Raw genomic sequence first — 24,121 nt, forward strand, 5'->3', positions numbered from 1 at the left:
CCCCGGGCGCTCGTCCCACCACCCCGATGCCCCCGGCGCGGTGCCGGCTCATGGGCCCCGGCACCGGGCCGCCCCCGGACGGGACCCCGGACACCGGGAGCACGGTCCGCCCCGGACCGGGGACCGGGGCGGATGCCCCGGACCGGGGACCGGGGCGGATGCCCCGGACCGGGGACCGGTCCGTCGGAAAGCGGGCACCGGCCCGGGGGCGGCGCGTCCGGAGGGAACCGGGGCCCGCGCGGCCCGGACCGACCGGAGGGTCCGTCAGTCCACCCGGCCGAGGACCAGCGGACCGACGGGACCGACCTCGCCCGCCACCGGCTCGCCGATGGTCACCGCCCCGCCCTCCAGCGCCTCCAGCGCCCCGGCGAACCGCTCGGGGGTGTCGGTGTGCAGGGTCAGCAGCGGGGCGCCGGCGGTGACCCGGTCACCGGGGCGGGCGTGCCACTCCACGCCCGCGCCCGCCTGCACCGCGTCCTCCTTGCGGGCCCGGCCCGCGCCCAGTCGCCAGGCGGCCAGGCCCACGGCGTAGGCGTCCAGGCCCACCAGGGTGCCGGTGGTCGGCGCGGTGACGGTGTGGGTCTCGCGGGCCCCGGGCAGCGGGGCGTCCGGGTCGCCGCCCTGGGCGGTGATCATGCGGCGCCACACGTCCATGGCCGAACCGTCGGCCAGTGCCCGTTCCGGATCGGCGTCGGGGAGACCGGCGGCGGTGAGCATCTCCCGTGCCAGGGCCACGGTCAGCTCCACCACGTCGGCCGGGCCGCCGCCGGCGAGCACCTCCACCGACTCGCGGACCTCCAGGGCGTTGCCGGCGGTGCGGCCGAGCGGGACCGACATGTCGGTGAGCAGCGCGACGGTGCGCACGCCGTGGTCGGTGCCCAGGCCGACCATGGTGGAGGCGAGTTCCCGGGCGTCGTCGAGGTTCTTCATGAAGGCGCCGGAGCCGACCTTGACGTCCAGGACCAGCGAGCCGGTGCCCTCGGCGATCTTCTTGCTCATGATCGAGGCGGCGATCAGCGGGATGGACTCCACGGTGCCGGTGACGTCCCGCAGGGCGTAGAGCTTGCGATCGGCCGGGGCGAGACCGGGGCCGGCGGCGCAGACCACCGCGCCGACCCGGTCCAGGATGTCGAGCATCTCCTCGTTGTCGAGGTCCGCGCGCCAGCCGGGGATCGACTCCAGCTTGTCGAGGGTGCCGCCGGTGTGGCCCAGCCCGCGCCCGGAGAGCTGCGGTACGGCGGCGCCGCAGGCCGCCACCAGGGGGGCCAGCGGAAGGGTGATCTTGTCGCCGACCCCGCCGGTGGAGTGCTTGTCGGCGGTGGGGCGGCTCAGGGCGGAGAAGTCCATGCGCTCGCCGGTGGCGATCATGGCTGCGGTCCAGCGGGCGATCTCGGCGCGGTCCATGCCGTTGAGCAGGATCGCCATGGCGAGCGCGGACATCTGCTCGTCGGCGACCGTGCCCCGGGTGTAGGCGTCGATGACCCAGTCGATCTGTTCGGGGGACAGGGGGCCCCCGTCGCGCTTGGTGCGGATGACGGTGATGGCGTCCATGGGTGCGATCCTCGTGCTTCCGGGCTCGGGTCGCCCCTTCGCGGGGCCGGGCGGGGACGCGTCGGCGCCGGAACGGCGGGACGCGGGAACGTGCGGACGGGGATGTGGCGGGACGAGACCTGCCCCATCGGTGAACCCGGGCAGTGGGACCGGGCAGTGGGACCGACCCCGATCGGGGTCGGTCCCACCGGGAGGAGGGCGCGGTCAGGCCGGGCGGGGTCGGTCCCACCGGGAGGAGGGCGCGGTCAGGCCGGGCGGGGAGGCGTCTGTTCGCCGGGGGGCGGGCCGGCCGGTCGGGAGGCGTCCGGCAGCCACTGCGGGCCGAAGGCGTGGGCCAGCAGCCGGTCCAACGGGAGCACGCCGCCGGGGGTGTCCACCCACAGGTGGGGCCCGCCGTGCTCCATGAGCAACTGCCGGCACCGACCGCAGGGGACGATCACCTCACCCTCCCCGTTCACGCAGGTGAAGCGGGTCAGGGTGCCTCCGCCCCCGGCGTGCAGGGCGGAGACCAGGCCGCACTCGGCGCACAGCCCCAGCCCGTAGGAGGCGTTCTCCACGTTGCAGCCGGTGACGATCCGGCCGTCGTCCACCCGGGCGGCGGCGCCGACGGGGTAGCCGGAGTACGGCGCGTAGGCGTGCCGCGCGGCCTCCCGCGCGGCGGCCCGCAGCGTCTCCCACTCCCCCGCCGGGGCCGCCGGGTCGGCCGGTCCCGACGGCTCCGGCGGTTCCGGCCCGGTCATGTTCCCTGTCCCCGTCTGTAGGACCTGCCGATGGCGGCCGGCACTCTCAGGTGTTGGGAGAAGAGCGCGAGCACCAGCAGGGTGGTGATGTACGGGCTGGCGGTGACCAGCTCCAGGGGCATGGTGTCGGTCGCCGAGTACCAGAGGAAGAGCAGCACGGCGAGGACGCCGCTGACCGCGCCTGCCACTCGTTTGTTGCGGATGAACTGGTAGACGGCGAGGCCGGCCAGCGCGATCGCGAAGAGCAGCAGCATCCCGTGCACGGTGGGGCCGCCGCCGCGGATCTGGAGGGCGTCCATGAAGCCGAAGAGGCCCGCGCCCATCGCGACACCGCCGGGCCGCCAGTTACCGAAGATCATCGTGGCCAGGCCCAGGTAGCCGCGACCGCCGGTCTGGCCGTCCTGGTACATCCGGATGAAGACGGCCAGGTAGGCGCCGCCGAGGCCGGCCAGGCCGCCGGAGACGGCGACCGCGATGTACTTGTAGAGGTAGACGTTGACGCCCAGCGACTCGCCGGCGACGGGGTTCTCGCCGCAGGAGCGCAGCCGCAGACCGAACGGCGTCTTCCACAGTACCCACCAGGTGCCCACGAACAGCAGGATCGCCAGCAGGGTGATCCAGGAGACGTTGGTGACGGCGGCGCCCAGGATGCCGGCGGTGTCGGAGACGAGGAACCACCCCTGGTCGGCGATCGAGCGCAGCGCGTCGGAGATGCCGGGGACGGTGAAGGTCTGCATCTCCTCCATCCGCGGCGACTGCTTGTCGTTGCCGCCGGCCTGCGCGGCCGCGCCCTCGCCGAACCACAGCTTGGCGAGGAACTGCACCACGCCCAGGGCGAGGATGTTGATCGCGACGCCGGAGACGATGTGGTCGACGCCGAAGGTGATGGTCGCCACGGCGTGCACCAGACCGCCCAGGACACCGCCGATGAGGCCGGCGAGGACCGCCGCCCAGGGGCCGTACTGCCAGCCGATCCAACCGGCGGCGAACAGGCCGAGCATCATCATGCCCTCGAGGCCGATGTTGATCACGCCGGCGCGTTCGGCCCACAGGCCGCCGAGCCCGGCCAGGCCGATCGGGACGGCCAGGCCCAGCGCGCTGCCCCACTGCCGGGTGTCGGTGAGGCTGCCGGTGTCGGTGAGGGCGCGGACCAGGGAGAGCAGGAGCAGGCCGCCGGCGATGATCAGCAGGACCATCGGGTAGCTCAGCCGGCGTCTGCCGCCGCGCTCGACCCGGCCGCGCGGGCTGACCGGCGGCGGGGCGGTCGCCAGTTCACTGGCCATCAGGACACCTCCGGGTCGGTCGGGTCGTCCGACCCGTTCTTACCGGCGCGGCGGTCGCCCGTCGTGCCGGGGGTGGTGGCGGGTGCGCCGGCGCCGATGGCGGCCGGGGCCGCGGCGGCCCGGGCGGCGAGCTGTGCGCCGACCAGCCGCTGCTGGCGGCGCAGGCCCCAGCGGCGGACCAGTTCGTAGGCGATGACGACGGAGAGGACGATGATCCCCTGCATCACGCCGACGATCTCCTGGTTGTAGCCCTCGAAGTTGAGCCGCCCGCCGGTGCGCTCCAGGAAGGCCCACAGCAGTGCGGCGAAGGCCATGCCGATGGCGTGGTTGCGGCCGAGCAGGGCGATGGCGATGCCCATGAAGCCGATGCCGCCGGGGAAGTTGTTGCCGAAGGTGCCGGAGTCGTTGAGCAGGGTCGGCATCCCGACCAGCCCGGCCATGGCGCCGGAGAGCACCATCGCGGTGATCACCATGCGCTTGACGCTCACGCCGCCGGCCCGGGCGGCGGACTCGGACTCGCCGACCGACCGCAGGTCGAAGCCGAAGCGGGTGCGGCCCAGCAGGTACCAGTAGGCGAGACCGGCGACGATCGCGATCACGATCGTGCCGTAGATCCGTCCGGCGTCGGTGTCGATGGTGAAGAACATCGTCGACTCCGGCAGGTACGGGGTGTGGACGATGTTCTGGGTGCGCTCGGCGAGCCGGCCGTCGTGCAGCAGGTAGCCGATCAGCGCGCCACCGATGGCGTTGAGCATGATCGTGCTGATCACCTCGCTCACACCCCGGGTGGCCTTGAGGAAACCGGCGATGCCCGCCCAGATCGCGCCGACCAGCATGGCGGTGATCAGGATGAACGGGATGCGCAGGGTGCCGGAGAAGGCGAGGTACCCGCCGACGGCGGCGGCGAAGAACGCCGCCACCTGGTACTGGCCGTCGACCCCGATGTTGAAGAGGTTCATCCGGAAGCCGATGGCGACCGCGACGGCGGAGAGGTAGTAGGGGATCGCCTTGTTGATGATCCAGACCTGGCTGTCGGCCTTGGTGCCGTAGTCCCCCATGATCTGGAAGGCGAGGAAGGGGTTCTGGCCGGTCAGCGACATGACCAGGGAGATGATCACGAAGGCGGTGGCCAGTGCCAGGGCGGGGGCGGCGAAGCCGAGGAGCAGCTTCTCGCGATCGATCCGCCGCAACGGCGAGGGGGTCATCGGGCGCCTCCGTCGGTGCGTCCGTCGTGCTCGGCGCCGGACCCCGGCGCGGGGTCGGGTGCGGCGGCACCCTGGTCGGCGGGAGCGTCCCCGTCGGGGGCCGGGGTCCGGTCGGCCGGGGCCGGATCGGTGGTGCCGGCGGTGCCGGAGTCCAGCCGGCCGGTGGCCGCGCCGGTCATGGCGGTGCCGAGTTCCTCGGGGGTGATCGTCGCCGGGTCGGCCTCCGCGACCAGCCGGCCCCGGTACATCACCCGCAGGGTGTCGGAGAGGCCGATCAGCTCGTCGAGGTCGGCGGAGATCAGCAGCACCGCCAGGCCCTGCGCGCGGGCGCGTCGGATCTGCTCCCAGATCTGCGACTGGGCGCCGACGTCCACGCCGCGCGTGGGGTGGGCGGCGATGAGCACCTTGGGGTCGTGGCTCATCTCCCGGCCGAATATCAGCTTCTGCTGGTTGCCGCCGGAGAGGCTGGCGGCGGTGACGTCGATGCCGGGGGTGCGCACGTCGTGCTCGGCGACGATCCGCTCGGTGTCCCGGCGGGCGTCGCCGATGGTGAGCCGGCCGGCGCGGCTGTTGGGGCGCTCGGTGACGTGGCCGAGCATCCGGTTCTCCCACAGCGGGGCGTTGAGCAGCAGGCCGTGGCGGTGGCGGTCCTCGGGGATGTAGCCGACACCGGCCTCGCGGCGGGTACGGGTACCGGCGCGCGAGATGTCCTCACCGGCCAGTTCGATCCGGCCGCCGTCGGGGGTGCGGATGCCCATGACGGCCTCGACCAGTTCGGCCTGGCCGTTGCCCTCCACCCCGGCGATGCCCAGCACCTCGCCGCGGTGGATGGTGAAGTCGATGTCGGCGAGGATCTCGCGGAGGGTGCCCTCGGTGTCGATGCCGGACAGGTGCAGGCCGGAGACGGTGAGGACGGGTTCGTCGGTGACCGTGGACTCGCCGGTGTCGGGAACGGGCAGCTCGCTGCCGACCATCAGCTCGGCGAGTTCGCCGGGGCTGGTCTCGGCGGGGACCACCGAGGCGACCGTGGTGCCGCGCCGGATGACCGTGATGTCGTCGGCGACCGACAGCACCTCGCCGAGCTTGTGCGAGATGAAGATGACGGTCAGGCCCTCGGCCTTCAGCTCGCGGAGGTTCGCGAAGAGCGCGTCCACCTCCTGCGGGACCAGGACGGCGGTGGGCTCGTCCAGGATCAGGGTGCGGGCGCCGCGGTAGAGGACCTTGAGGATCTCCACCCGCTGGCGGTCGGCGACACCGATCTCCTCGACCAGGACGTCGGGACGGATGTCCAGGCCGTAGGCGTCGGAGATCTCCATGATCCGGCGGCGGGAGCGTGCGCCGATGCCGTACGCCTTCTCCGCGCCCAGGACGATGTTCTCCCGGACGGTGAGGTTGTCGGCGAGCATGAAGTGCTGGTGCACCATGCCGATGCCGTGCCGGATGGCGTCGGCGGGCGTGGACAGCGAGACCCGCTCACCGTCGACCGCGATGGTGCCCTCGTCCGGCTTCTGCATGCCGTAGAGGATCTTCATGAGCGTGGACTTGCCCGCGCCGTTCTCCCCGATCAGGGCGTGTACGGTGCCGCGCCGCACGGTGATGTCGATGTCGTGGTTGGCCACGACACCGGGGAAGCGTTTGGTGATCCCCCGCAGTTCGACGGCGGGGACGCCGTCGGCGTGGCCGCTGCCGGCAGGGGTGGTGGAGGCTGGGATGACGCACTCTCCTCGGGGGCGAAGGAGCGGGGCCGGAGGTCGGTCGACGCTATCGCGACCCGGCGGATTCTACCCGCGTAGCACCGGCGTCCGGTCCCGACGGGAGCGGGGCTCCGAACCGGGCGCGACGGGCGGACCCGGTCGATAACGGTGACTCGTCCGATCCCCGGAAACCACGATACGAAAGGCCGACGATCGGAAGCGGTGAGTGGTGGGCGACCACGGTCGTTCCCGAAGCACCCTCGCCCCGGGCCCGACGACCGCCCCGTCCCGACGAAGCGGGGGACGGGGCGGCTGTCGATGCCGTGACCGGTCGGCCGACGGGCCGGCCGGCGGACGACCGCCGGGGACGGGCGGCTCGACCGAGCGGACTCAGGGGGTGTCGTTGACGACGATGTCGCCCGAGATGATGCCCTCACGGGCGGCGTCGATCTCGGTCATGATGTCGTCGATGAAGCCACCGGAGGTGGCCAGCCACACGCCCTCGTCGGCCAGGGTGTACTCGCCGACGCCGGACAGCGGCTCGTCGTCGTGCACGCTCTGGATGAGGTCGAAGACGGCGACGTTCACGCCCTTGACCGCGGAGGTCAGGATCGAGTCCTTGTACTCGGCCAGACCGTCCTGGAGGTACTGGTCGGAGTCCACGCCGATGGCCCAGGCGCCGTCGACGGCCGCGACCTCCTCGATGGAGCCGTTGCCCGCGAGGCCGGCGGCCGAGTAGATCACGTCGATGTCGCGGCCGAGCATGCCGTCGGCCTGCTCCTTGGCCTTGGCCACGTCGGTGAAGCCGCGGTCGTCGTCGGCGTACAGGTACTGCACGTCCACCTCGACCTCGGAGTCGGTGTCCGCGACACCCTGCTCGAAGCCGGCCTGGAACTTCTGGATCAGCGGGATGTTCACACCGCCGATGAAGCCGACCTTGCCGCTCTCCGTCTTCAGCGCGGCGGCCACGCCGGCGAGGTAGGAGGCCTCGTGCTCGGCGAAGACCATGCTGTAGACGTTGTCGCCCTCGGCCACCGCGTCCACCACGCCGAAGGTGGTGTCCGGGAACTGCTCGGCCACCCGGGCGATGGCGTTGCCGTAGAGGAAGCCGACGCCGATGACCGGGTTGTAGCCCTCCTGGGCCAGCTCGGTCAGCCGCTGCTCGCGGTCCGCGTCGGTCTCGTCGTTGCGGGCGGTCTGGAAGTTGGCGGAGACGCCCAGCTCGTCCTCGGCCTGGTCGGCTCCCCGCGCCGCGGCCTCGTTGAAGGACTGGTCGTCACGGCCACCGACGTCGAAGGCGATACCGACGCCGGGGCTCTCGCCGTCGGCGCTCCCGGTGGAGCTCTCACCGCAGGCGCTCGCGGTCAGGGCGAGGGCCGCCGTGACGGCCACAGTGGATGCAAACCTCGTTACGCGGCGCAAGAGACGTTCCCTTCCTCGGAGCGCCTCTGCGGCGCTGCTTTCGGCGGAATGGTAACGCGCGTAGATAAGAGGTGACGGGAGGATGGATTCCCGTTATCAGATCGTCGTGAACGCAATGCGACCGCAACACGAGAGCGGCCGAACGGTGCCCTCACCGCAAGCGAACGATGCCGCACCCGGCGTACTGGATGCGGCATCGTCGCAGGCCACAGGCGCACGACCGGAGCCCGGAGGAAGCCGGGGGGAGGATCAGCGTTCCTCGGCGTCGAGTATGACGGCCGCCGTGAACAGTTCGACACCCACCGTGATGGCGTTCTCGTCCACGTCGAAATCACCCTGATGGATGTCGTGCGGGACGGCCCCCGCCTCGCCGGGCGGACGCACCCCCAGCCGGGCCATCGCGCCGGGCACGTGCTCCAGGTACCAGGAGAAGTCCTCGCCGCCCAGGCTCTGCTCGGTCGGCTCGACCGAGCCCGCTCCGAGGCGGACCGCCATCGCCTCCCCCAACAGGGCCGAGGAACCGGGCTCGTTGACCACCGGTGGGACGCCCCGGAAGTAGCGCAGCTCGGACTTGGCGCGGTACATCCCCGCCACCTCGTCCACCGCGGCGTGCACCAGGTCGGGCGCCTCCCGCCAGGCGTCGATGTCCAGGCAGCGGATGGTGCCGGACAGTTCGGCGACCTGCGGGATGACGTTGGGGGCGTGGCCGGTCTGCAACCGGCCCCAGGTCAGCGCGAGACCGGCCCGGGTGTCCACCCTGCGGGCCAGCAGCGCCGGCACGTCGGTCACCAGCCGCGCCGCCGCCGTGACCAGGTCGGTGGTCAGGTGCGGACGGGCGGTGTGGCCACCGGGTCCGGAGAGGGAGATCTCCAGCCGGTCGCAGGCCGAGGTGATCGGGCCGGTGCGCAGGCCGATGCGACCGGTCTCCACCCTCGGATCGCAGTGCACGGCGAGGATCCGGCCCACGCCCTCCAGCACACCCGCCTCCAGCGCGTCCTGCGCGCCGCCGGGCAGCACCTCCTCGGCCGGCTGGAAGAGCAGCCGCACCGGGTGGGGCAGCAGCCCGCGTCGGGCCATCCGGGCGAGCACGATGCCGGCGCCGAGCACGATCGTGGTGTGCACGTCGTGCCCACAGGCGTGCGCGCGGCCGGGGATCGTGGAGCGGTAGGCGACCGACTTGGTGTCGGGGATCGGGAGGGCGTCCAGGTCGGCGCGGAGCGCCAGCATCGGACGGCTCCCCTCCGGCCGGGCCTCTCCCGTTCCGCCGGGGCCACCGCTCGAGACGGGGAGGATGTCGCAGATCAGGCCGGTGCCGCCGGGCAGAAGACGGGGCTTCAGGCCCTCGCGTTCCAGTCGTTCGCGGACCAGGCCGGTGGTGCGGATCTCGTGGTTGCCCAGTTCGGGGTGCATGTGGATGTCGCGGCGGATGGCCACCAGCTCGTCCGCCAGCTCCGCGGGCACCGTACCGGGGAGGGGAACCGGGCCCCCTCCGCCGCGCGGGGCGGGCGGCGCGGGGTCGGTCACGGGTGCCGTGCCGTCGGCCGGGCCGGGGACGCCCGGGGCGTCGGCGGGCACGGCCCGGAAACCGGGGGCTCCGGGCGAACCGTCGAGGGAGCCGTCGGAAGCGGCCTCGGCCGCACGTGTCGGCGCCCCGGAGGGACCGCCCGGGTGACTCGGGGGGCTCGGGGAGAGGATGTGGGCCATCTCACCGAGGGTAACGTCGGCCGCGTCCAACTTCCCGGCGGTCACGACGCATTCACCCGATGGGAGGACAATTGATCGACAGGGACGTGCATACCTCTCAAGATTAAGGGGTATGCCTTCCGGCTTCTCGCGAGTCCACCGAATGAGACGTGCGTCACCGGGGACGGAAGAGGAGGTCCGGGCCTTTTCGGGACCGAACGTCCCCTCCACCGGGCCCGGCGTGTCGGTGCCTGTACCGACCGACCGGTGGTCCGTCGCCCCCGGGGCCGGTTCCGGAACCTCCCGCGTCGGGCCGGAGGTCGTCACGCGGCGGAGTCGGTCCCCCCGGATTCCGCTCCGCCGTCCGGCCGGTCCCCCGCCGGCGCGGATTCCACCACCGAGGCGAGGAAACGCCCCGCCCGCTCGGTGACCCCCGCGCTCAGCCACTCGGCGGGGATCGGGCACGCCGTCACCGCCGCCCCGGTGCCGGCGAGCACCGGCGGCAGGGTGTGCACCACGGTGGACGGGAAGCTGAGCACCCGCCGGGCGATCGGCCCGCGCCGGGCCACCAACTCCAGTGGCAGGTCCGGGCGCACGATCTCCAACCCCGAGTCGGCGGCGATCCGGCGCAGCTTCTCCGGACTCTCGCGCCGGTGGGCGAAGTAGCGCCGCACGTCGTGGCGGGCCGCCAGTTCGGCGACGCCCGCCAGGTAGCGGTCCTCGCGCACCACCCCGGTCTCCACCAGGGAGGTGCCCACCAGGTCGGCGCCCTCCTGGACGGCGGGCGGACCGAAGGCGGAGCGGGTCCACTCCAGCCGGTTGCGCGTGATCTCCAAACCGGGGGGCAGCCCGGCTCCCGCCGGACCCACCGGCACCTCCCCCGCCGGCCCGGCCGGATCCCCGGCCGCGAGGGGTCCGCCGAGCTCCGCCGGGGGCGCGGGCACCCCCACCGGCATCGCCGTGAAGACCTCCACCCGGCGGTCGGGCCCCGGCACCAGGCGACTCACCGCGCGCCCCGCGATCGGGCCGAAGAGCGCGGCCCGCAGCCCGCTCGGCGGGCGGCGGTGCCAGCGCACCAGACGCTCCCCCCGGGCCATCTGGGCCAGGAACTCCAGGGTCGCGGTGCCGTCGTCGACGACCGTCACCCGCTCGGGGCCGGCCATGGAGAGCAGCAGCTGCATCCGGCGCGAGAAGGGGTCGCCGATCACCAGGTGGGAGGCGCGTCGGACGCGTGGAACCAGGGCGGTCAAACCGCGCAGCCCGGAGGGACCGGGTCGCACCTCGCGCCAGTGGACGGGGTGACCGGCGTCACGGGCCAACTCGGCCATGCGTCGCAACTGGCCCCGCCCCCCGGCCTGCCGGGGCGGCAGCACCAGCAGCGCGGTACCGGCGGCGCCGGCGCCCCGGGCCCGGGTCCACTCCAATGTGTTGAGCAGTTGGACGGGGCTCTCGATCAACGCCAGGGTGCCCCCGGTCGGCGCGGACCGCCCCACCGGCACGGCGTATCCGCCGGGGGCGGGGGCGGGCACCGGCGGAACGGCCCCCGGAAGGGGGCCGGCGCCGAGCGGTTCGGGAACCGGCGGCCCGCCGCCCGGTGGGGCGGCGGGAACCGGCGCGGGCTCGGGGGCGTCGGGCGCGGGGGACACGCCGGGGCCGGCCGTCACCGGGCCGCCCTCCGCCGGGTGCCCGGCCGGTGGGTACGCGACCCCGACGGGTCCGAGACCCGAACATCCCACCGATGCGTTCCCGACCCCGGGGAGTCCCACCGGTGCATGCCCCACCGCCGGGTGCCCGACCGCGGGGAATCCGACGAGGGGGCATCCGACCGGGGGGTGCCCGACCCCGAGGGGCCCGACGCCCGGACATCCCACCGCCGGGTGCCCGATCCCGGGGAGTCCCACCGGTGCAAGCCCCACCGCCGGGTGCCCGGCCGGCGCATGCCCGGCCACGGGGAATCCGGCTCCCGCGGGCCCGGCCCGCGGTGTCCCGCCGGCCGCTCCGGTATCGCCGCCGGCGCCGTCTGCTGCACTGTCCCCGCTCCCGTCGTCATCGCCCCCGCTCCCTGTCGGGCGGGGTGACCCGCCCGCTGCCGCGCGCCGTCCGCCCGCACGCCGATCCCGGTCCCCCGGGACCGGGGCCCCCGCCCCGCCGGGCGTCGCGGGCGCGGCGACCGGCGGTGGGTTCGGAGGCCCTGCGGGATCAGACGCCGGCCGGCTGGGCGTCGGCGGTGCTCTCGGCGCGCTCGGCGACCTCGCCCTTGACCCGACGCAGCTTCTTCATCGGGCCCAGCTCGCTCTCGTAGACCCGCTTCACGCCGTCACCCAGGGACTCCTCGATGGTGCGGATGTCGCGCACCAGGCGGGTGAGGCCCTGCGGCTCCACCGAGGCGGCCTGGTCCGAACCCCACATCGCGCGGTCCAGGGTGATGTGGCGCTCGACGAAGACGGCGCCCAGAGCGACCGCCGCGAGAGTGGTCTGCAGGCCGGTCTCGTGACCGGAGTAGCCGATCGGGACGTTCGGGTACTCGGCCTGCAGGGTGTGGATCATCCGCAGGTTCAGCTCGTCCGCCTTGGCGGGGTAGGTGCTGGTCGCGTGGCAGAGCAGGATGTTGCCGCTCCCCAGGACCTCCACCGCGTGCCGGATCTGCGCCGGGGTGGACATGCCGGTGGAGAGGATGATCGTGCGGCCGGTGGCGCGCAGGGCACGCAGCAGCTCGTCGTCGGTCAGCGAGGCGGAGGCCACCTTGTGGGCGGGGACGTCGAACTTCTCCAGGAAGGCGACGGCCTCGGTGTCCCACGGCGAGGCGAACCAGTGGATGCCGCGCTTGGCGCAGTACTCGTCGATGGCGCGGTAGTCGTTCTCGTCGAACTCCACACGGTGGCGGTAGTCGATGTAGGTCATCCGGCCCCAGGGGGTGTCCCGCTCGATGTCCCACTGGTCGCGCGGGGTGCAGATCTCCGGGGTGCGCTTCTGGAACTTCACGGCGTCGCAGCCCGCCTCGACGGCGGCGTCGATCAGCGCGAAGGCGTTCTCCAGGTCACCGTTGTGGTTGATGCCGATCTCACCGGTGACGTAGACCGGGCGGCCCGGGCCCACCTCGCGGTCGCCGAGGGTACGGATCCGGGAGCTCGAGGGGGCGGCCGGGGAGAGGTGTGCGGTCATGACGGGATGAGTTCCTTTCCGAGGATCCACGAGGCGATCTCGCGGATCGCGCCGGCCCCACCCGGGGCGGCGGTGACGGTGCGGGCCGCGGCCAGCACCGCGTCCCGGGCGTCGGCGACGGCCACGGGCCAACCGACCAGGTCGAAACAGGGCAGGTCGTTGACGTCGTTGCCGACGTAGAGCACCCGCTCCGGCGCGACGGCCCGCTCCTCGCACCACTGCTTGAGGGCGAGGTCCTTCCGGTCGATGCCGTGCAGCACCGGGACGCGCAACTTGCGCGCCCGGGCGGCCACGACCGGGTTCTGTTCCGTGGACAGGATCAGGAGCGGCAGCCCGGCGCGGCGCAGGGCGGCGATGCCCAGGCCGTCACCGCGATGCACGGCGACCATCTCCCGTCCGTCGGAGTCGACGAACACCCGGTCATCGGTCTGGGTGCCGTCGAAGTCGAGTACGACCGCGTCGATGTCGTCGCGGCTCGGCAGCCGGCCCCGCACGGGCTGCGGCGGTGCGGGGCGCGCGGACGGCTCGGTGCCGTCCAGCAGCGGGGCCAGGGCCCGGGCGCGGGCCAGATCGTGGGGGTCGTCGATCTCCAGAACCCGGGCGGGGTCGGTGCGCACCGGCTCGGTGCGGCCGAAGAAGCGGTGGCGCTCGGCGCGGAAGCCGTCGGCGCGCATGGCGTAGGCGGTGCCGGTCTCCAACAGGTCCAGCGGTCGGTCCTGGCGGCGCGGCCGGTACGCCTTGTCGTGGTTGACGCCGTGGGCGCCGCCGCCGGCCGAGCCACCGGCCGGACGGGCGGCGGCCTCGCGCCACAGGAAGCCGTGGAAGGGCGCGACGGTCAGGGCGGTGTCGGCGCCGTCGATGACGGCGGAGGCGACACCGTCCACCTCCGGGGCGGTGATGAACGGACTGGTGCACTGCACCAGCAGCACCACGTCCACGGTGGTCTCGTGCCGCTCCTCGTAGGCGTCCAGGGCGTGCAGCAGGGCGGCCTCGCTGGTGGCGGTGTCCCCGGAGATGGTCGGGGGCCGCTCGATCACCTCGGCGCCGGCCGCGCGGGCGGCGGCTGCGATACCGGGGTCGTCGGTGGACACGGCGGTCGCGGTGACCAGCCGGGCGCCCCGGCAGGCGCGCACGGCGCGGGCCACCAGCGGCAGGTCGCCGACCGGGGCGAGGTTCTTGCCCGGCACGCCCTTGGATCCGCCGCGCGCGGGGATCACGGCCAGCACCGTGGGCGCGTCGGTGCTCCTGGCACGCATCTCGGAGACCCTCTCGACGGTCGTCCTGCCGGGGATCCCCGAACCGGCCCGGGGACGGGTGTCGGAAGTCCCGGCGGCGGGACGGGTTTCGTTGGCGGTCACAGCTGCCCCCAGCGGCGGATCATCGGCGCGACGCGCTGCGCGGCGAGCCGGTAGACGCCCCGGGCGGCTCCCCTGGCGGGCCCGCGCACGACCCGGATGAGCGGTCCGCCGGCGGGGGCGGCGCGTCCGGGGAGCGGGGCGCCCTCGGGGTCGAGGCCGTGCCGGGCGAGCAGCCCGGGGAGGTGGCCGGGGGCGGTGCGGACGGTGTAGTACGGCGCGCCCGGGGCGAGGTCGCGGGCGCGGTCGAGCAGGCCCGTCAGGCGGGCCCGGGCTTCGCCCCAGCCCTCCGTCGGGTCGTCGGGGTCGGTGGGGCGCACGCCGCGTGAGACCAGCCACGCCGGGTCGGGCGCGGGGAGGTCGTCGGCGTCGATCCGGTCCCAGGAGGTGAGGCAGCCGGAGCCCAGGAACCAGTGGTTGCCCAGTGGTTCACGGATGCCGAGGTCGGTCAGCACGGCGGTGGGGATCGACCGGGACATCGCCTCCAGCGCGGCGGTGGAGCTGACGGTGACCAGCAGGTCGGTGCCGTCCAGCACCTCGGCCATGGGGCCGTAGCGCAGGTGGAGGTTGGTCGGGCGGTCGTCCAACCGGTTGAGCAGCCGCTGGTAGGGCAGCGCCTCGATGTGCGTGGTGTGCTCACCGGGGCGGCTGCGGAGCTTGATCAGCACCTCGCGCTCCGGCCGCCGGCGGGCGTGCCCGGCGGCGCGGTTCAGCAGGTACAGCCGCTCGGCCCGGGTCTCGGGCACGGAGGGCTGGACGGCGAACACCACGCGGTGGGGGCGGTCGCCCCGCCCGACGGCGTCCGCGTCGTACGGGGTGCCGCCGAGGAACGGCAGCGGGCAGGTGACGACCGCCTCGTCGTCCGCTCCGGCGCCCCGGTAGATCTCGCGGAACAACTCCGCGTCCCGGGGGCTGTTGGCCAGCACCAGGTCGGCGCCGTGGCGGGTCATCAGGCCCTGCGCGAGCTTCTCGTAGACGACGCCGACGTAACCGGTCACCACGACCGGACGCGGGCCGCCGGCGCGGGCCGCCCGGGCGAGGCCGTGCAGGGCGGCCTGGATGGTGTGGCCGACGCAGGCGAGCACGATGACCGTGCCGGGGGCCGCGACTGCGTCGGGGCCGGCCTCGCCGGTGGCGGTTCCCCCGGCGGTTCCGGCGCCCGGGGGGCGGCCGAACCGGTGGATGAAATCCACCAGGGTGGTCTCCGCCGGGGCGCCGGTCGTGGCGGCACCGGTCTCGGCGAGTTGGCGGGCGGAGGGAGTGGCGCGACCCCGCAGCAGGAACCCCTGTGGCTCCGATTCCGGAATCAGTCGCCGTGCGGTGAGCGCGCCCCATTTCCACCGCGAGTCGGAGTCCGCCAGCACGATCGTGCGCGGCGATTCGTTCGGTGTTTCGGGCACGTCCCGGACGCTAGGCACGCCTCCGAAGGAAAAGGACAACGCCCCGGCAAGGGAAAATGAACAGCAGGCATCCGAAAACCCAACCGGCCAGGTGGGAGCGGGAATCGACCGGTTATCCGCCGGCAGTTCACCTCGCGGACACGTTCACGAGGGGCGACGGACCCCTATCACCGAAACGACACCCGGGGGCGACCGCGCCATTTCACACCTTCTCCACATTTCCCCGGTGCGTTCCCGCGTATCGGTGACCCGATTCCACATCAGGGGTGAACCCCGGTGGCGCCGGGAGGTGAAGTGACGCCGCTTTCCGGGGGCGTCCCCGATGAAGATCCGCGCCGACCCGGGTGACGCGGGAGCGACCGGGAAGTCCGGCGGGGAGCCGGCCTCCGGTGAGCCACGGGAGGGCGAGGGGGTCCGTCCGGTCACCGATGAGGGGAACGCCGCGCGCCCGGTCCTCGCCGGCCCGGTCGGGGGGACCGGAGCCGCCGGGACCCGCGCCCCGGACCCCACCCGCCGGGGCCCGGGCCGGAGCCGGGACGACCGAACGGTGGCCCCGTGCGACGGAATCGCCGCGCGGGGCCACCGGGCCGGCCGGGAGACCCTCAGAAGTTCTCCGAGGGCACGTACGCCCCCCACACCTCGCGCAGCAGGTGGCACACCTCACCGACGGTGGCCCGGGCGCGCAGCGCCTCGCGCATCGGGTACAACACGTTGTCGCTCTCGCCGCTCGCCGCCTCGCGCAGCGCCGCGAGCGCCGAGTCCACCGCCTCCTGGTCGCGCTCGGCGCGCAGCCGCTCGAGCCGCTCGGCCTGCTGGGCCCCGATCGTGGGGTCCACGCGCAGCGGCTCGTAGGGCTCCTCCTCGTCCAGCCGGAACCGGTTGACGCCGACCACGACGCGCTCACCGGCATCGGTCTCGCGGGCGATGCGGTAGGCGGTGCGCTCGATCTCCGACTTCTGGAAGCCCTGCTCGATGGCCTCCACCGCGCCGCCCCGATCCTCGACCTGCCGCATGAGGTCCAGCGCCGCCGCCTCCACCGCGTCGGTCATCGACTCCACCACGTACGAGCCCGCGAAGGGGTCCACGGTGGCGGTCACGTCCGTCTCGTAGGCCAGTACCTGCTGGGTGCGCAGCGCCAGACGGGCGGACTTGTCGGTGGGCAGGGCGATGGCCTCGTCGTAGGAGTTGGTGTGCAGCGACTGGGTGCCGCCGAAGACCGCCGCCAGGCCCTGCACCGCCACCCGCACCAGGTTGATCTCCGGCTGCTGCGCGGTCAGTTGCACGCCGGCGGTCTGGGTGTGGAAGCGCAGCATCATCGATTTGGGGTTCCTCGCGCCGAACTCCTCCTTCATCACCCGGGCCCAGATCCGGCGGGCGGCGCGGAACTTGGCGACCTCCTCCAGGATCGTGGTGCGGGCCACGAAGAAGAAGGACAGGCGCGGCGCGAAGTCGTCCACGTCCATGCCGGCGGCCACGGCGGTGCGCACGTACTGGATGCCGTCGGCGAGGGTGAAGGCGATCTCCTGCGCGGGCGTGGCCCCGGCCTCGGCCATGTGGTAGCCGGAGATGGAGATGGTGTTCCACTTGGGGATCTCGGCCCGGCAGTACTTGAAGATGTCGGCGATCAGCCGCAGCGAGGGTTTGGGCGGGAAAATGTATGTGCCCCGGGCGATGTACTCCTTGAGCACGTCGTTCTGGATGGTGCCGGTCAGCTTCTCCGCCGACACTCCCTGCTCCTCGGCCACGAGCTGGTAGAGCAGGAGCAGCAGGGCGGCGGGGGCGTTGATCGTCATCGACGTGGAGACCTTGTCCAGCGGGATGCCGTCGAACAGCACCCGCATGTCGTCGATCGAGTCGATGGCCACGCCCACCTTGCCGACCTCGCCGTGCGCGATCGGGGCGTCGGAGTCGTGGCCCATCTGGGTCGGGAGGTCGAAGGCGACCGACAGACCCATGGTCCCGTTGGCGATCAGCTGCTTGTACCGGGCGTTGGACTCCACCGCCGTGCCGAAGCCCGCGTACTGACGCATCGTCCACGGCCGACCGGTGTACATGCTCGGGTAGACGCCCCGGGTATAGGGGTGGGCGCCGGGCTCCCCCAGCTTCTCCTCCGGGTCCCAGTCCTTGAGCGATTCCGGTCCGTACACCGGCTCGATGGGCTGTCCGGATTCCGACTCGCGTGCCATGGTCTGTGGCCTCCCGCCGTGGACTGTCTCCGCACGCCGCGCCGCCCGTCGTCCCGGCGCCGCGCGTGCCCTGCGTCCTGATCATCCCTGTGCGTCTCGCGACGGACTGTAGCGAGGGGACCGCGGTGGGAGGGAGGGGCTCCGGTTGGGAGATCCCTCACAGAAGAGGAGCGGCGTGCTCATCCGATCATCACCCGGGTGGCCGGGCGCGGCACGCGCGGGGCGGACACGGGGCGGGTGGGTGGCGCGGGCGGGAGCCAGGGGGATGGGCCCCGCCCGCGCCGGAGCCCCCGCGGGTACGGGGGGAACCCCCGGGGACCCGATCGGCCGATGACCAGTCGGCCTCACCACCTACTGCGCCGGCCGGGGGGAATTCGTTACCGACCGGACGCGCCGACCCCGACCGTCGCCGTAACGGCGGAAACCGGCGCGCGTCGCGCCTCCGGCACCCGGGCCTCCGGCCGCACGCGGGGCTCCGCCCCCTCCTCCACCAGTTCCACCAATTCCACCAATTCCGCGAGGCGGCGTAACCCCCGGTGCGTCGCGGTGCGCACGGCCCCCGGCCGACTCCCCAGCACCCCGGCCGCCCGCCGGGCGTCCAGCCCCATCACCGACCGCAACGCCACCGCCTCGGCCTGTTCGCGCGGCAACCTGCCCAGCAGCGCGAAGGTGCGCGCGGTACCCACCGCCGCCAGGGCCTCCTCGGCGGTGTCACCCGGTCCGGGGCGCTCGATGAGCGAGGTGTCGTCGACCAGCTCCACCGGTCGCCGTCCCCGCGCCCGCAAATGGTCCAACGCCCGGTTGCGGGCGATCCGGTTGGTCCAGCCCCGGAACCGATCCGCGTCGCCCCGGAACCGCTTCAGGTCCCGGGATATGTGCAACCAGGCCTCGGCGGTCACGTCCTCGGCGTCGGACTCGGCGACGATGGTGCGCACGTAGCCCAACAGGCGGGGGTGGACCGCGCGGAAGACCTGCCCGAAGGCCCGCTCGTCGCCGCGCTGGGCCGCCAGCACGGCGGCGGTCAGCTCCGCGTCCGCTCCGGCCGGCGCCCCTCTCCCGGCCCCGTTCCCGCCCGACCCCGGCGCTGTGCCGTCCCCACCCGACCCCACCGCTGCGTTTTTCCCACCACGCCCCACCCAGCCGTACATCCCGCCCCCACTCCCGGCGGCCCCCTGCGGGACGCCGGACCATCGGCCGTCACTCTCCGGAGTCCGAACGCTACGCCACAGCCGCCGGCGCGTCCATGGCCCCCCGGAGCCGGCTCCGGGGCCCGCTCCGGCCGGGCCGGGGATCATGCCGGGGGCACGCCGGTCGCTCGGACCCCGGCGCGCCGTAACGAAAATCCGTGCGCCGGCGCAGAGGGAGACAAGGGCGTGAGCACCGCGGGGTTCGCGCCCGGCGGCAGCCGAGGTCTCTCCTGTGGGGGGTGGCGGCCTCGGCTGTCCACCCCGCCCCGCGGCCCCCGCCGCCCCGGGCTCCTGCGGCCGAACATCCCCCTCCCGAACGCGCGGTCCGGGCCGGCTCCTCCCCCGGTCGCACCCCGCCTCCCACTCCGGACGACCCCGGCGGATCCCCCTCCTCATTCCTTCGGGTGATATTGCCGGACCACCCGTATGGCGCCTCCCCCGGCCACTCCCGCCGGGGCTACAGTGGCCGCCCGCCACAACGGAGTTCGGGGGAACGCCGGGGCACGCGGACACGCGGCGTCATGGGAGGACGCCACCCGGGGGACCCACCCGCCACGCCACGCCACGCCGACACATCGTGCCCGGGGGGACAACGACCCCATGGCCCGAACAACAGGGGTGTGACGGGTATCACCCCCCGGGGATTCGCCCAGTCGTACGAACCTCGTCCCCCAGCGGCCCCGCCCAACCGGTCCGCCTCCGGCCACGCCCCCTCGTACGGCGCCACCCGACCCGCCCCATCCGACCCGCCGCGCGGCGGCTACCGAACCACCCCATCCGACCCCGTCGCCCCGAGGAAGCCATGCGCCTGCCGGTCCAGCGCGACGCAGCGCCACCATCACCCACCCGGCCCGTCGCCACGACCGGCATATCCGGCCCCGCCCCCGCATCCGCCGGAATATCCGCCCCGCCCCTCGCCGACACCGACCCGACGCCCGGCCCGACCGCCGGCCTGCGTCGGCTGAACGCCGCCGACACGGCGACCGCCGAGGCTCTCCTGTTGCCCTGCTGCGGCAGCCGCCGCTGGGCTCGCCGGGTGGCCGAGCACCGGCCCTACGGCGACCTCGGGGCCCTGCTGGCCGCCGGCGACGAGGCCTCCTACGACCTCACCCCCGCCGACCTGGCCGAGGCCCTGGCCGCCGAACCCCGCGACGCGGCCTCCCTCCGCGTCGGCGCCGACGCGGAGGGCGCGGCCCGCACCGCCCTGCACGCCGCGCTGACCGCCTACGAGGAATGTTTCGGCCACGGGTTCGTCCTGCACCTGGATCCCCGGCGCCCCGAGGAATGGCTGGACCTGACGCTGACCGCGCTGCGAACCCGGCTGTCCGGGGACCCGGAGACCGAGCGTGAGGACTCCGCCGAGCAATTGCGCCGCCTGACGAGGGCCCGACTGGAACACCTGGCCGGGGGGACGGCCCCGGGGACCGGCACGGACGCAGTCGTGAACACGGGGATGAACACGGGTGCGGACAGGGAGTCGGAAACGGCGGTCCCCGGGGGCGTCGGAGCCGGCCCGGGCGCCCCCGCGCACGCCCCGCGGCGCGTGGACGAACCCGGACGGGTGCCGAATTGATCGCATCCACACCCCCGGCCCCGGTCGCCCCGGGTCGCGTCGATACCATGTCGGGCGGCCGGTGGACCGTCTCCGGCCGGGCCCGCGGACCTCACCTGGAACAGGAACGGCCGGCAGGCCCCTACATCCGCTCCCGGAGGGTTTTTCCGTGCCGGCTGGAACGCTGTACCGCGGCCGGGAAGGCATGTGGTCATGGGTGGCTCATCGAGTCACCGGTGTCCTCGTCTTCTTCTTCCTGTTCGTCCACGTACTCGACACCGCCCTCGTCCGCGTCTCCCCCGAGGCGTACGACGACACCATCGCCGTCTACAAGACGCCACTCGTCGCCTTCATGGAGTACGGCCTGGTCGCCGCCGTCCTCTTCCACGCCCTGAACGGCCTGCGGGTCGTGGCGGTGGACTTCTGGAGCAAGGGCGCCCGGTTCCAGAAGCAGATGCTGTGGACCGTCATGGCCGTCTGGGGCCTGCTGATGGCCGGCGCCGCGTGGCCCGTGTTGGGTCACGCCTTCCGCGAGCTGTTCGGGAGCTGATCGACAATGTCCACCGAAACCACCACCGCGAACAGCGGCACGGCCGGCGGCGAGCGTCCGATCGGCCCCGACAACCCGGCCCCGGTCATCGAGGCCCCCCGGACGCGCACCGGGCGTTCCCCACGTTCCACCCGCACCAACTTCGAACTGCACGGCTGGCTGTTCATGCGGCTCTCCGGCATCCTGCTGGTCTTCCTGGTGCTCGGTCACCTGCTGATCCAGCTGGTGCTGGACGGTGGCGTGAGCAAGGTCAGCTTCGCGTTCGTCGCCGGCCGCTGGGCCTCCCCGTTCTGGCAGGTCTGGGACCTGCTGATGCTGTGGCTGGCCATGCTGCACGGAGCCAACGGGCTGCGGACGATCATCAACGACTACGCCCAGCGGGACAACACCCGCTTCTGGCTGAAGATGCTGCTCTACACGGCGACCGTCTTCACCATCCTCCTGGGCACGCTGGTGATCTTCACCTTCGACCCGAACATCCGCTGACGCACCGGGGCTGACGAGACTCATGCAGACACACAAGTACGACACCGTCATCGTCGGCGCCGGCGGCGCCGGGATGCGGGCGGCCATCGAGGCCACCAAGCGCAGCCGCACGGCCGTGCTGACCAAGCTCTACCCCACCCGTTCCCACACCGGCGCGGCACAGGGCGGCATGGCCGCCGCCCTGGCCAACGTCGAGGAGGACAACTGGGAGTGGCACACCTTCGACACCGTCAAGGGCGGTGACTACCTGGTCGACCAGGACGCCGCGGAGATCCTGGCCAAGGAGGCCATCGACTCCGTCCTCGACCTGGAGAAGATGGGCCTGCCCTTCAACCGGACCCCCGAGGGCACCATCGACCAGCGCCGCTTCGGCGGCCACACCCGCAACCACGGCGAGGCGGCCGTGCGCCGCTCCTGCTACGCCGCGGACCGCACCGGTCACATGATCCTCCAGACGCTGTACCAGAACTGCGTCAAGGAGGGCGTGGAGTTCTACAACGAGTTCTACGTCCTGGACCTGCTGCTCAACGAGGTCGACGGGGTCAAGAGGGCCGCCGGCGTGGTCGCGTTGGAGCTGGCCACCGGCGAGCTGCACGTCTTCCAGGCCAAGGCGATCGTCTTCGCCTCCGGCGGCACCGGCAAGTTCTACAAGGTGTCCTCCAACGCCCACACCCTCACCGGTGACGGCCAGGCCGCCGCGTTCCGCCGCGGGCTGCCGCTGGAGGACATGGAGTTCTTCCAGTTCCACCCGACCGGCATCTGGAAGATGGGCATCCTCCTCACCGAGGGCGCCCGCGGCGAGGGCGGCATCCTCCGCAACAAGGACGGCGAGCGCTTCATGGAGCGCTACGCGCCGACCATCAAGGACCTCGCCCCGCGCGACATGGTCTCCCGGTCCATCTACACCGAGATCCGCGAGGGTCGCGGCTGCGGCCCCGACGCCGACCACGTGTACCTGGACCTGACCCACCTGCCGCCGGAGCAGCTGGACGCCAAGCTCCCGGACATCACCGAGTTCGCGCGCACCTACCTCGGCATCGAGCCCTACACGGACCCGATCCCGATCCAGCCCACCGCGCACTACGCCATGGGCGGCATCCCGACCAACGTCAAGGGCGAGGTGCTGATCAACAACACCGACATCGTCCCCGGCCTGTACGCCGCCGGCGAGGTCGCGTGCGTGTCGGTGCACGGCGCCAACCGCCTGGGCACCAACTCCCTGCTCGACATCAACGTCTTCGGCCGCCGGGCCGGCATCGCCGCCGCCGAGTACGCGGCGACCGCCGACTTCGTCGAACTGCCGGAGGCCCCGGAGAGGTTCGTCGCCGACGAGGTCTCCCGGATGCGGGACGCCGCCGGCGGCGAGAGCGTGGCGGCGATCCGCCGCGAACTCCAGGAGACGATGGACCGGAACGCCATGGTGTTCCGCACCGAGCAGACCCTCAAGCAGGCCCGCGAGGACATCGTCGAGCTGCGCGCCCGGTACAAGAACGTGTCGGTGCAGGACAAGGGCCGGCGCTTCAACACCGACCTGCTGGAGGCCCTGGAGCTGGGCAACCTGCTCGAGCTGGCGGAGGTGCTGGTCGTCTCCGCGCTGGCCCGCAAGGAGTCGCGCGGCGGCCACTACCGTGAGGACCACCCCGACCGGGACGACGTCAACTTCATGCGGCACACCATGGCGTACCGCGAGGTGGACTCCGAGGGCAACGAATCGATCCGGCTGGACTACAAGCCGGTCGTCCAGACCCGCTACCAGCCGATGGAGCGCAAGTACTGATGAGCACCGCGACCGTGGAGAAGGAGGCGACCGGCGCCCCCGACGGGGGTTCGGCCGCCTTCCAGAAGATCTCCGTCACCTTCCGCCTGCGCCGCTTCAACCCCGAGGTCTCGGCCGAGGTCACGTGGCAGGACTTCCGGATCGACATCGATCCCAAGGAACGGGTCCTGGACGCCCTCCACCAGATCAAGTGGGAGGAGGACGGCACCCTCACCTTCCGGCGCTCCTGCGCGCACGGCATCTGCGGCTCCGACGCGATGCGCATCAACGGCCGCAACCGGCTGGCGTGCAAGACGCTGATCAAGGACCTGAACCCGGCCAAGCCGATCACGGTGGAGCCGATCAAGGGCCTGACGGTCCTCAAGGACCTCGTGGTGGACATGGAGCCGTTCTTCCAGGCCTACCGCGACGTGATGCCGTTCCTGATCACCAGCGGCAACGAGCCGACGCGCGAGCGCCGGCAGTCCTCCGAGGACCGCGAGCGGTTCGACGACACCACCAAGTGCATCCTGTGCGCCGCGTGCACCTCCTCGTGCCCGGTGTTCTGGAACGACGGCCAGTACTTCGGCCCGGCGGCGATCGTCAACGCCCACCGCTTCATCTTCGACTCGCGCGACGAGGGCGGGGAGCAGCGGTTGGAGATCCTCAACGAGAAGGAAGGCGTGTGGCGTTGCCGCACCACCTTCAACTGCACGGAGGCCTGCCCGCGCGGCATCGAGGTCACCAAGGCGATCCAGGAGGTCAAGCGGGCGATCATCACCCGCCGCTTCTGATCCGCTTTCGGGGAGCACCCCCACCGGAGGGCCGGCCCGCGCACCCGCGCGGCCCGGCCCTCCGGCCGTTCGGGGGGCGTACCGACCGGTAACGGTGAAAAGTGTTCGCCGGGTA

18 protein-coding genes are annotated in these 24,121 nt (G+C 73.1%); 5 read left to right on the plus strand and 13 right to left on the minus strand.

The window, feature by feature from the left end; translation table 11 throughout:
- Positions 1-264: 264 nt before the first annotated feature.
- The 13 genes from LZF96_RS00060 to LZF96_RS00120 all read right to left on the minus strand — a co-directional run bounded on the left by LZF96_RS00060 (position 265) and on the right by LZF96_RS00120 (position 18,829).
- The gene (locus tag LZF96_RS00060) at positions 265-1,551 is read right to left on the minus strand and encodes a thymidine phosphorylase (protein ID WP_233864332.1); all 1,287 of its coding nucleotides are present in this window, start codon (positions 1,549-1,551) and stop codon (positions 265-267) included.
- Between the two features lie 245 nt (positions 1,552-1,796).
- Positions 1,797-2,291, minus strand: coding sequence for a cytidine deaminase (locus LZF96_RS00065; RefSeq protein ID WP_233864334.1), 495 nt, complete (start codon positions 2,289-2,291; stop codon positions 1,797-1,799).
- Complete coding sequence (locus LZF96_RS00070; RefSeq protein WP_233864337.1) at positions 2,288-3,574, minus strand: ABC transporter permease; 1,287 nt, start codon at positions 3,572-3,574, stop codon at positions 2,288-2,290. The genes LZF96_RS00065 and LZF96_RS00070 overlap by 4 nt, the downstream gene beginning before the upstream one ends.
- Complete coding sequence (locus LZF96_RS00075) at positions 3,574-4,779, minus strand: ABC transporter permease (protein ID WP_233864340.1); 1,206 nt, start codon at positions 4,777-4,779, stop codon at positions 3,574-3,576. Before LZF96_RS00075 ends, LZF96_RS00070 begins: the two co-directional genes overlap by 1 nt.
- Complete coding sequence (locus LZF96_RS00080; protein ID WP_233864913.1) at positions 4,776-6,491, minus strand: ABC transporter ATP-binding protein; 1,716 nt, start codon at positions 6,489-6,491, stop codon at positions 4,776-4,778. Before LZF96_RS00080 ends, LZF96_RS00075 begins: the two co-directional genes overlap by 4 nt.
- A 372-nt stretch (positions 6,492-6,863) precedes the next feature.
- A complete protein-coding gene (locus LZF96_RS00085; protein ID WP_233864349.1) occupies positions 6,864-7,895 on the minus strand; it encodes a BMP family protein in 1,032 nt (343 codons plus the stop codon).
- A gap of 249 nt (positions 7,896-8,144) precedes the next feature.
- Positions 8,145-9,356, minus strand: a complete 1,212-nt coding sequence (locus tag LZF96_RS00090; RefSeq protein WP_233864353.1) for an amidohydrolase — start codon at positions 9,354-9,356, stop codon at positions 8,145-8,147.
- 545 nt (positions 9,357-9,901) lie between these two features.
- Complete coding sequence (locus tag LZF96_RS00095; RefSeq protein ID WP_374203055.1) at positions 9,902-11,071, minus strand: hypothetical protein; 1,170 nt, start codon at positions 11,069-11,071, stop codon at positions 9,902-9,904.
- Between the two features lie 706 nt (positions 11,072-11,777).
- Positions 11,778-12,740 (minus strand): N-acetylneuraminate synthase family protein, encoded by a 963-nt coding sequence (locus tag LZF96_RS00100; RefSeq protein WP_233864355.1) that lies wholly within the window; start codon positions 12,738-12,740, stop codon positions 11,778-11,780.
- A complete protein-coding gene (locus tag LZF96_RS00105; protein WP_233864358.1) occupies positions 12,737-13,996 on the minus strand; it encodes an acylneuraminate cytidylyltransferase in 1,260 nt (419 codons plus the stop codon). The genes LZF96_RS00100 and LZF96_RS00105 overlap by 4 nt, the downstream gene beginning before the upstream one ends.
- A gap of 98 nt (positions 13,997-14,094) precedes the next feature.
- Positions 14,095-15,495, minus strand: a complete 1,401-nt coding sequence (locus tag LZF96_RS00110; protein ID WP_233864361.1) for a DUF6716 putative glycosyltransferase — start codon at positions 15,493-15,495, stop codon at positions 14,095-14,097.
- Positions 15,496-16,097: 602 nt separating this feature from the next.
- A complete protein-coding gene (locus LZF96_RS00115) occupies positions 16,098-17,681 on the minus strand; it encodes a methylmalonyl-CoA mutase (protein ID WP_233864371.1) in 1,584 nt (527 codons plus the stop codon).
- Between the two features lie 377 nt (positions 17,682-18,058).
- Positions 18,059-18,829 (minus strand): RNA polymerase sigma factor, encoded by a 771-nt coding sequence (locus LZF96_RS00120; RefSeq protein WP_233864373.1) that lies wholly within the window; start codon positions 18,827-18,829, stop codon positions 18,059-18,061.
- A gap of 841 nt (positions 18,830-19,670) precedes the next feature.
- Between LZF96_RS00120 and LZF96_RS00125 the strand changes: the two genes are divergently transcribed.
- From LZF96_RS00125 to LZF96_RS00145, 5 genes are all read left to right on the plus strand, one after another.
- Entirely contained in the window at positions 19,671-20,441 is a 771-nt protein-coding gene (locus tag LZF96_RS00125) for a 2-oxo-4-hydroxy-4-carboxy-5-ureidoimidazoline decarboxylase (RefSeq protein WP_233864376.1), read from the plus strand.
- 148 nt (positions 20,442-20,589) lie between these two features.
- Positions 20,590-20,970 carry a succinate dehydrogenase, cytochrome b556 subunit gene (gene sdhC / locus LZF96_RS00130; protein WP_308294117.1) on the plus strand — a complete coding sequence of 127 codons (381 nt, stop codon included), beginning with the start codon at positions 20,590-20,592 and terminating at the stop codon, positions 20,968-20,970.
- A 6-nt stretch (positions 20,971-20,976) separates the two neighbouring features.
- Positions 20,977-21,456 carry a succinate dehydrogenase hydrophobic membrane anchor subunit gene (locus LZF96_RS00135; protein ID WP_233864379.1) on the plus strand — a complete coding sequence of 160 codons (480 nt, stop codon included), beginning with the start codon at positions 20,977-20,979 and terminating at the stop codon, positions 21,454-21,456.
- A gap of 22 nt (positions 21,457-21,478) precedes the next feature.
- Positions 21,479-23,233: a succinate dehydrogenase flavoprotein subunit gene (gene sdhA, locus LZF96_RS00140; protein ID WP_233864382.1), complete on the plus strand. Its 1,755-nt coding sequence runs from the start codon at positions 21,479-21,481 to the stop codon at positions 23,231-23,233.
- On the plus strand, positions 23,233-24,006 hold the full coding sequence (locus tag LZF96_RS00145; RefSeq protein ID WP_233864384.1) for a succinate dehydrogenase iron-sulfur subunit: 774 nt from the start codon (positions 23,233-23,235) through the stop codon (positions 24,004-24,006). The genes sdhA and LZF96_RS00145 overlap by 1 nt, the downstream gene beginning before the upstream one ends.
- The last annotated feature ends 115 nt before the right edge of the window (positions 24,007-24,121 follow it).

It is taken from the genome of Streptomyces sp. ST2-7A (genome assembly GCF_021390475.1).
GTDB lineage: Bacteria > Actinomycetota > Actinomycetes > Streptomycetales > Streptomycetaceae > Streptomyces.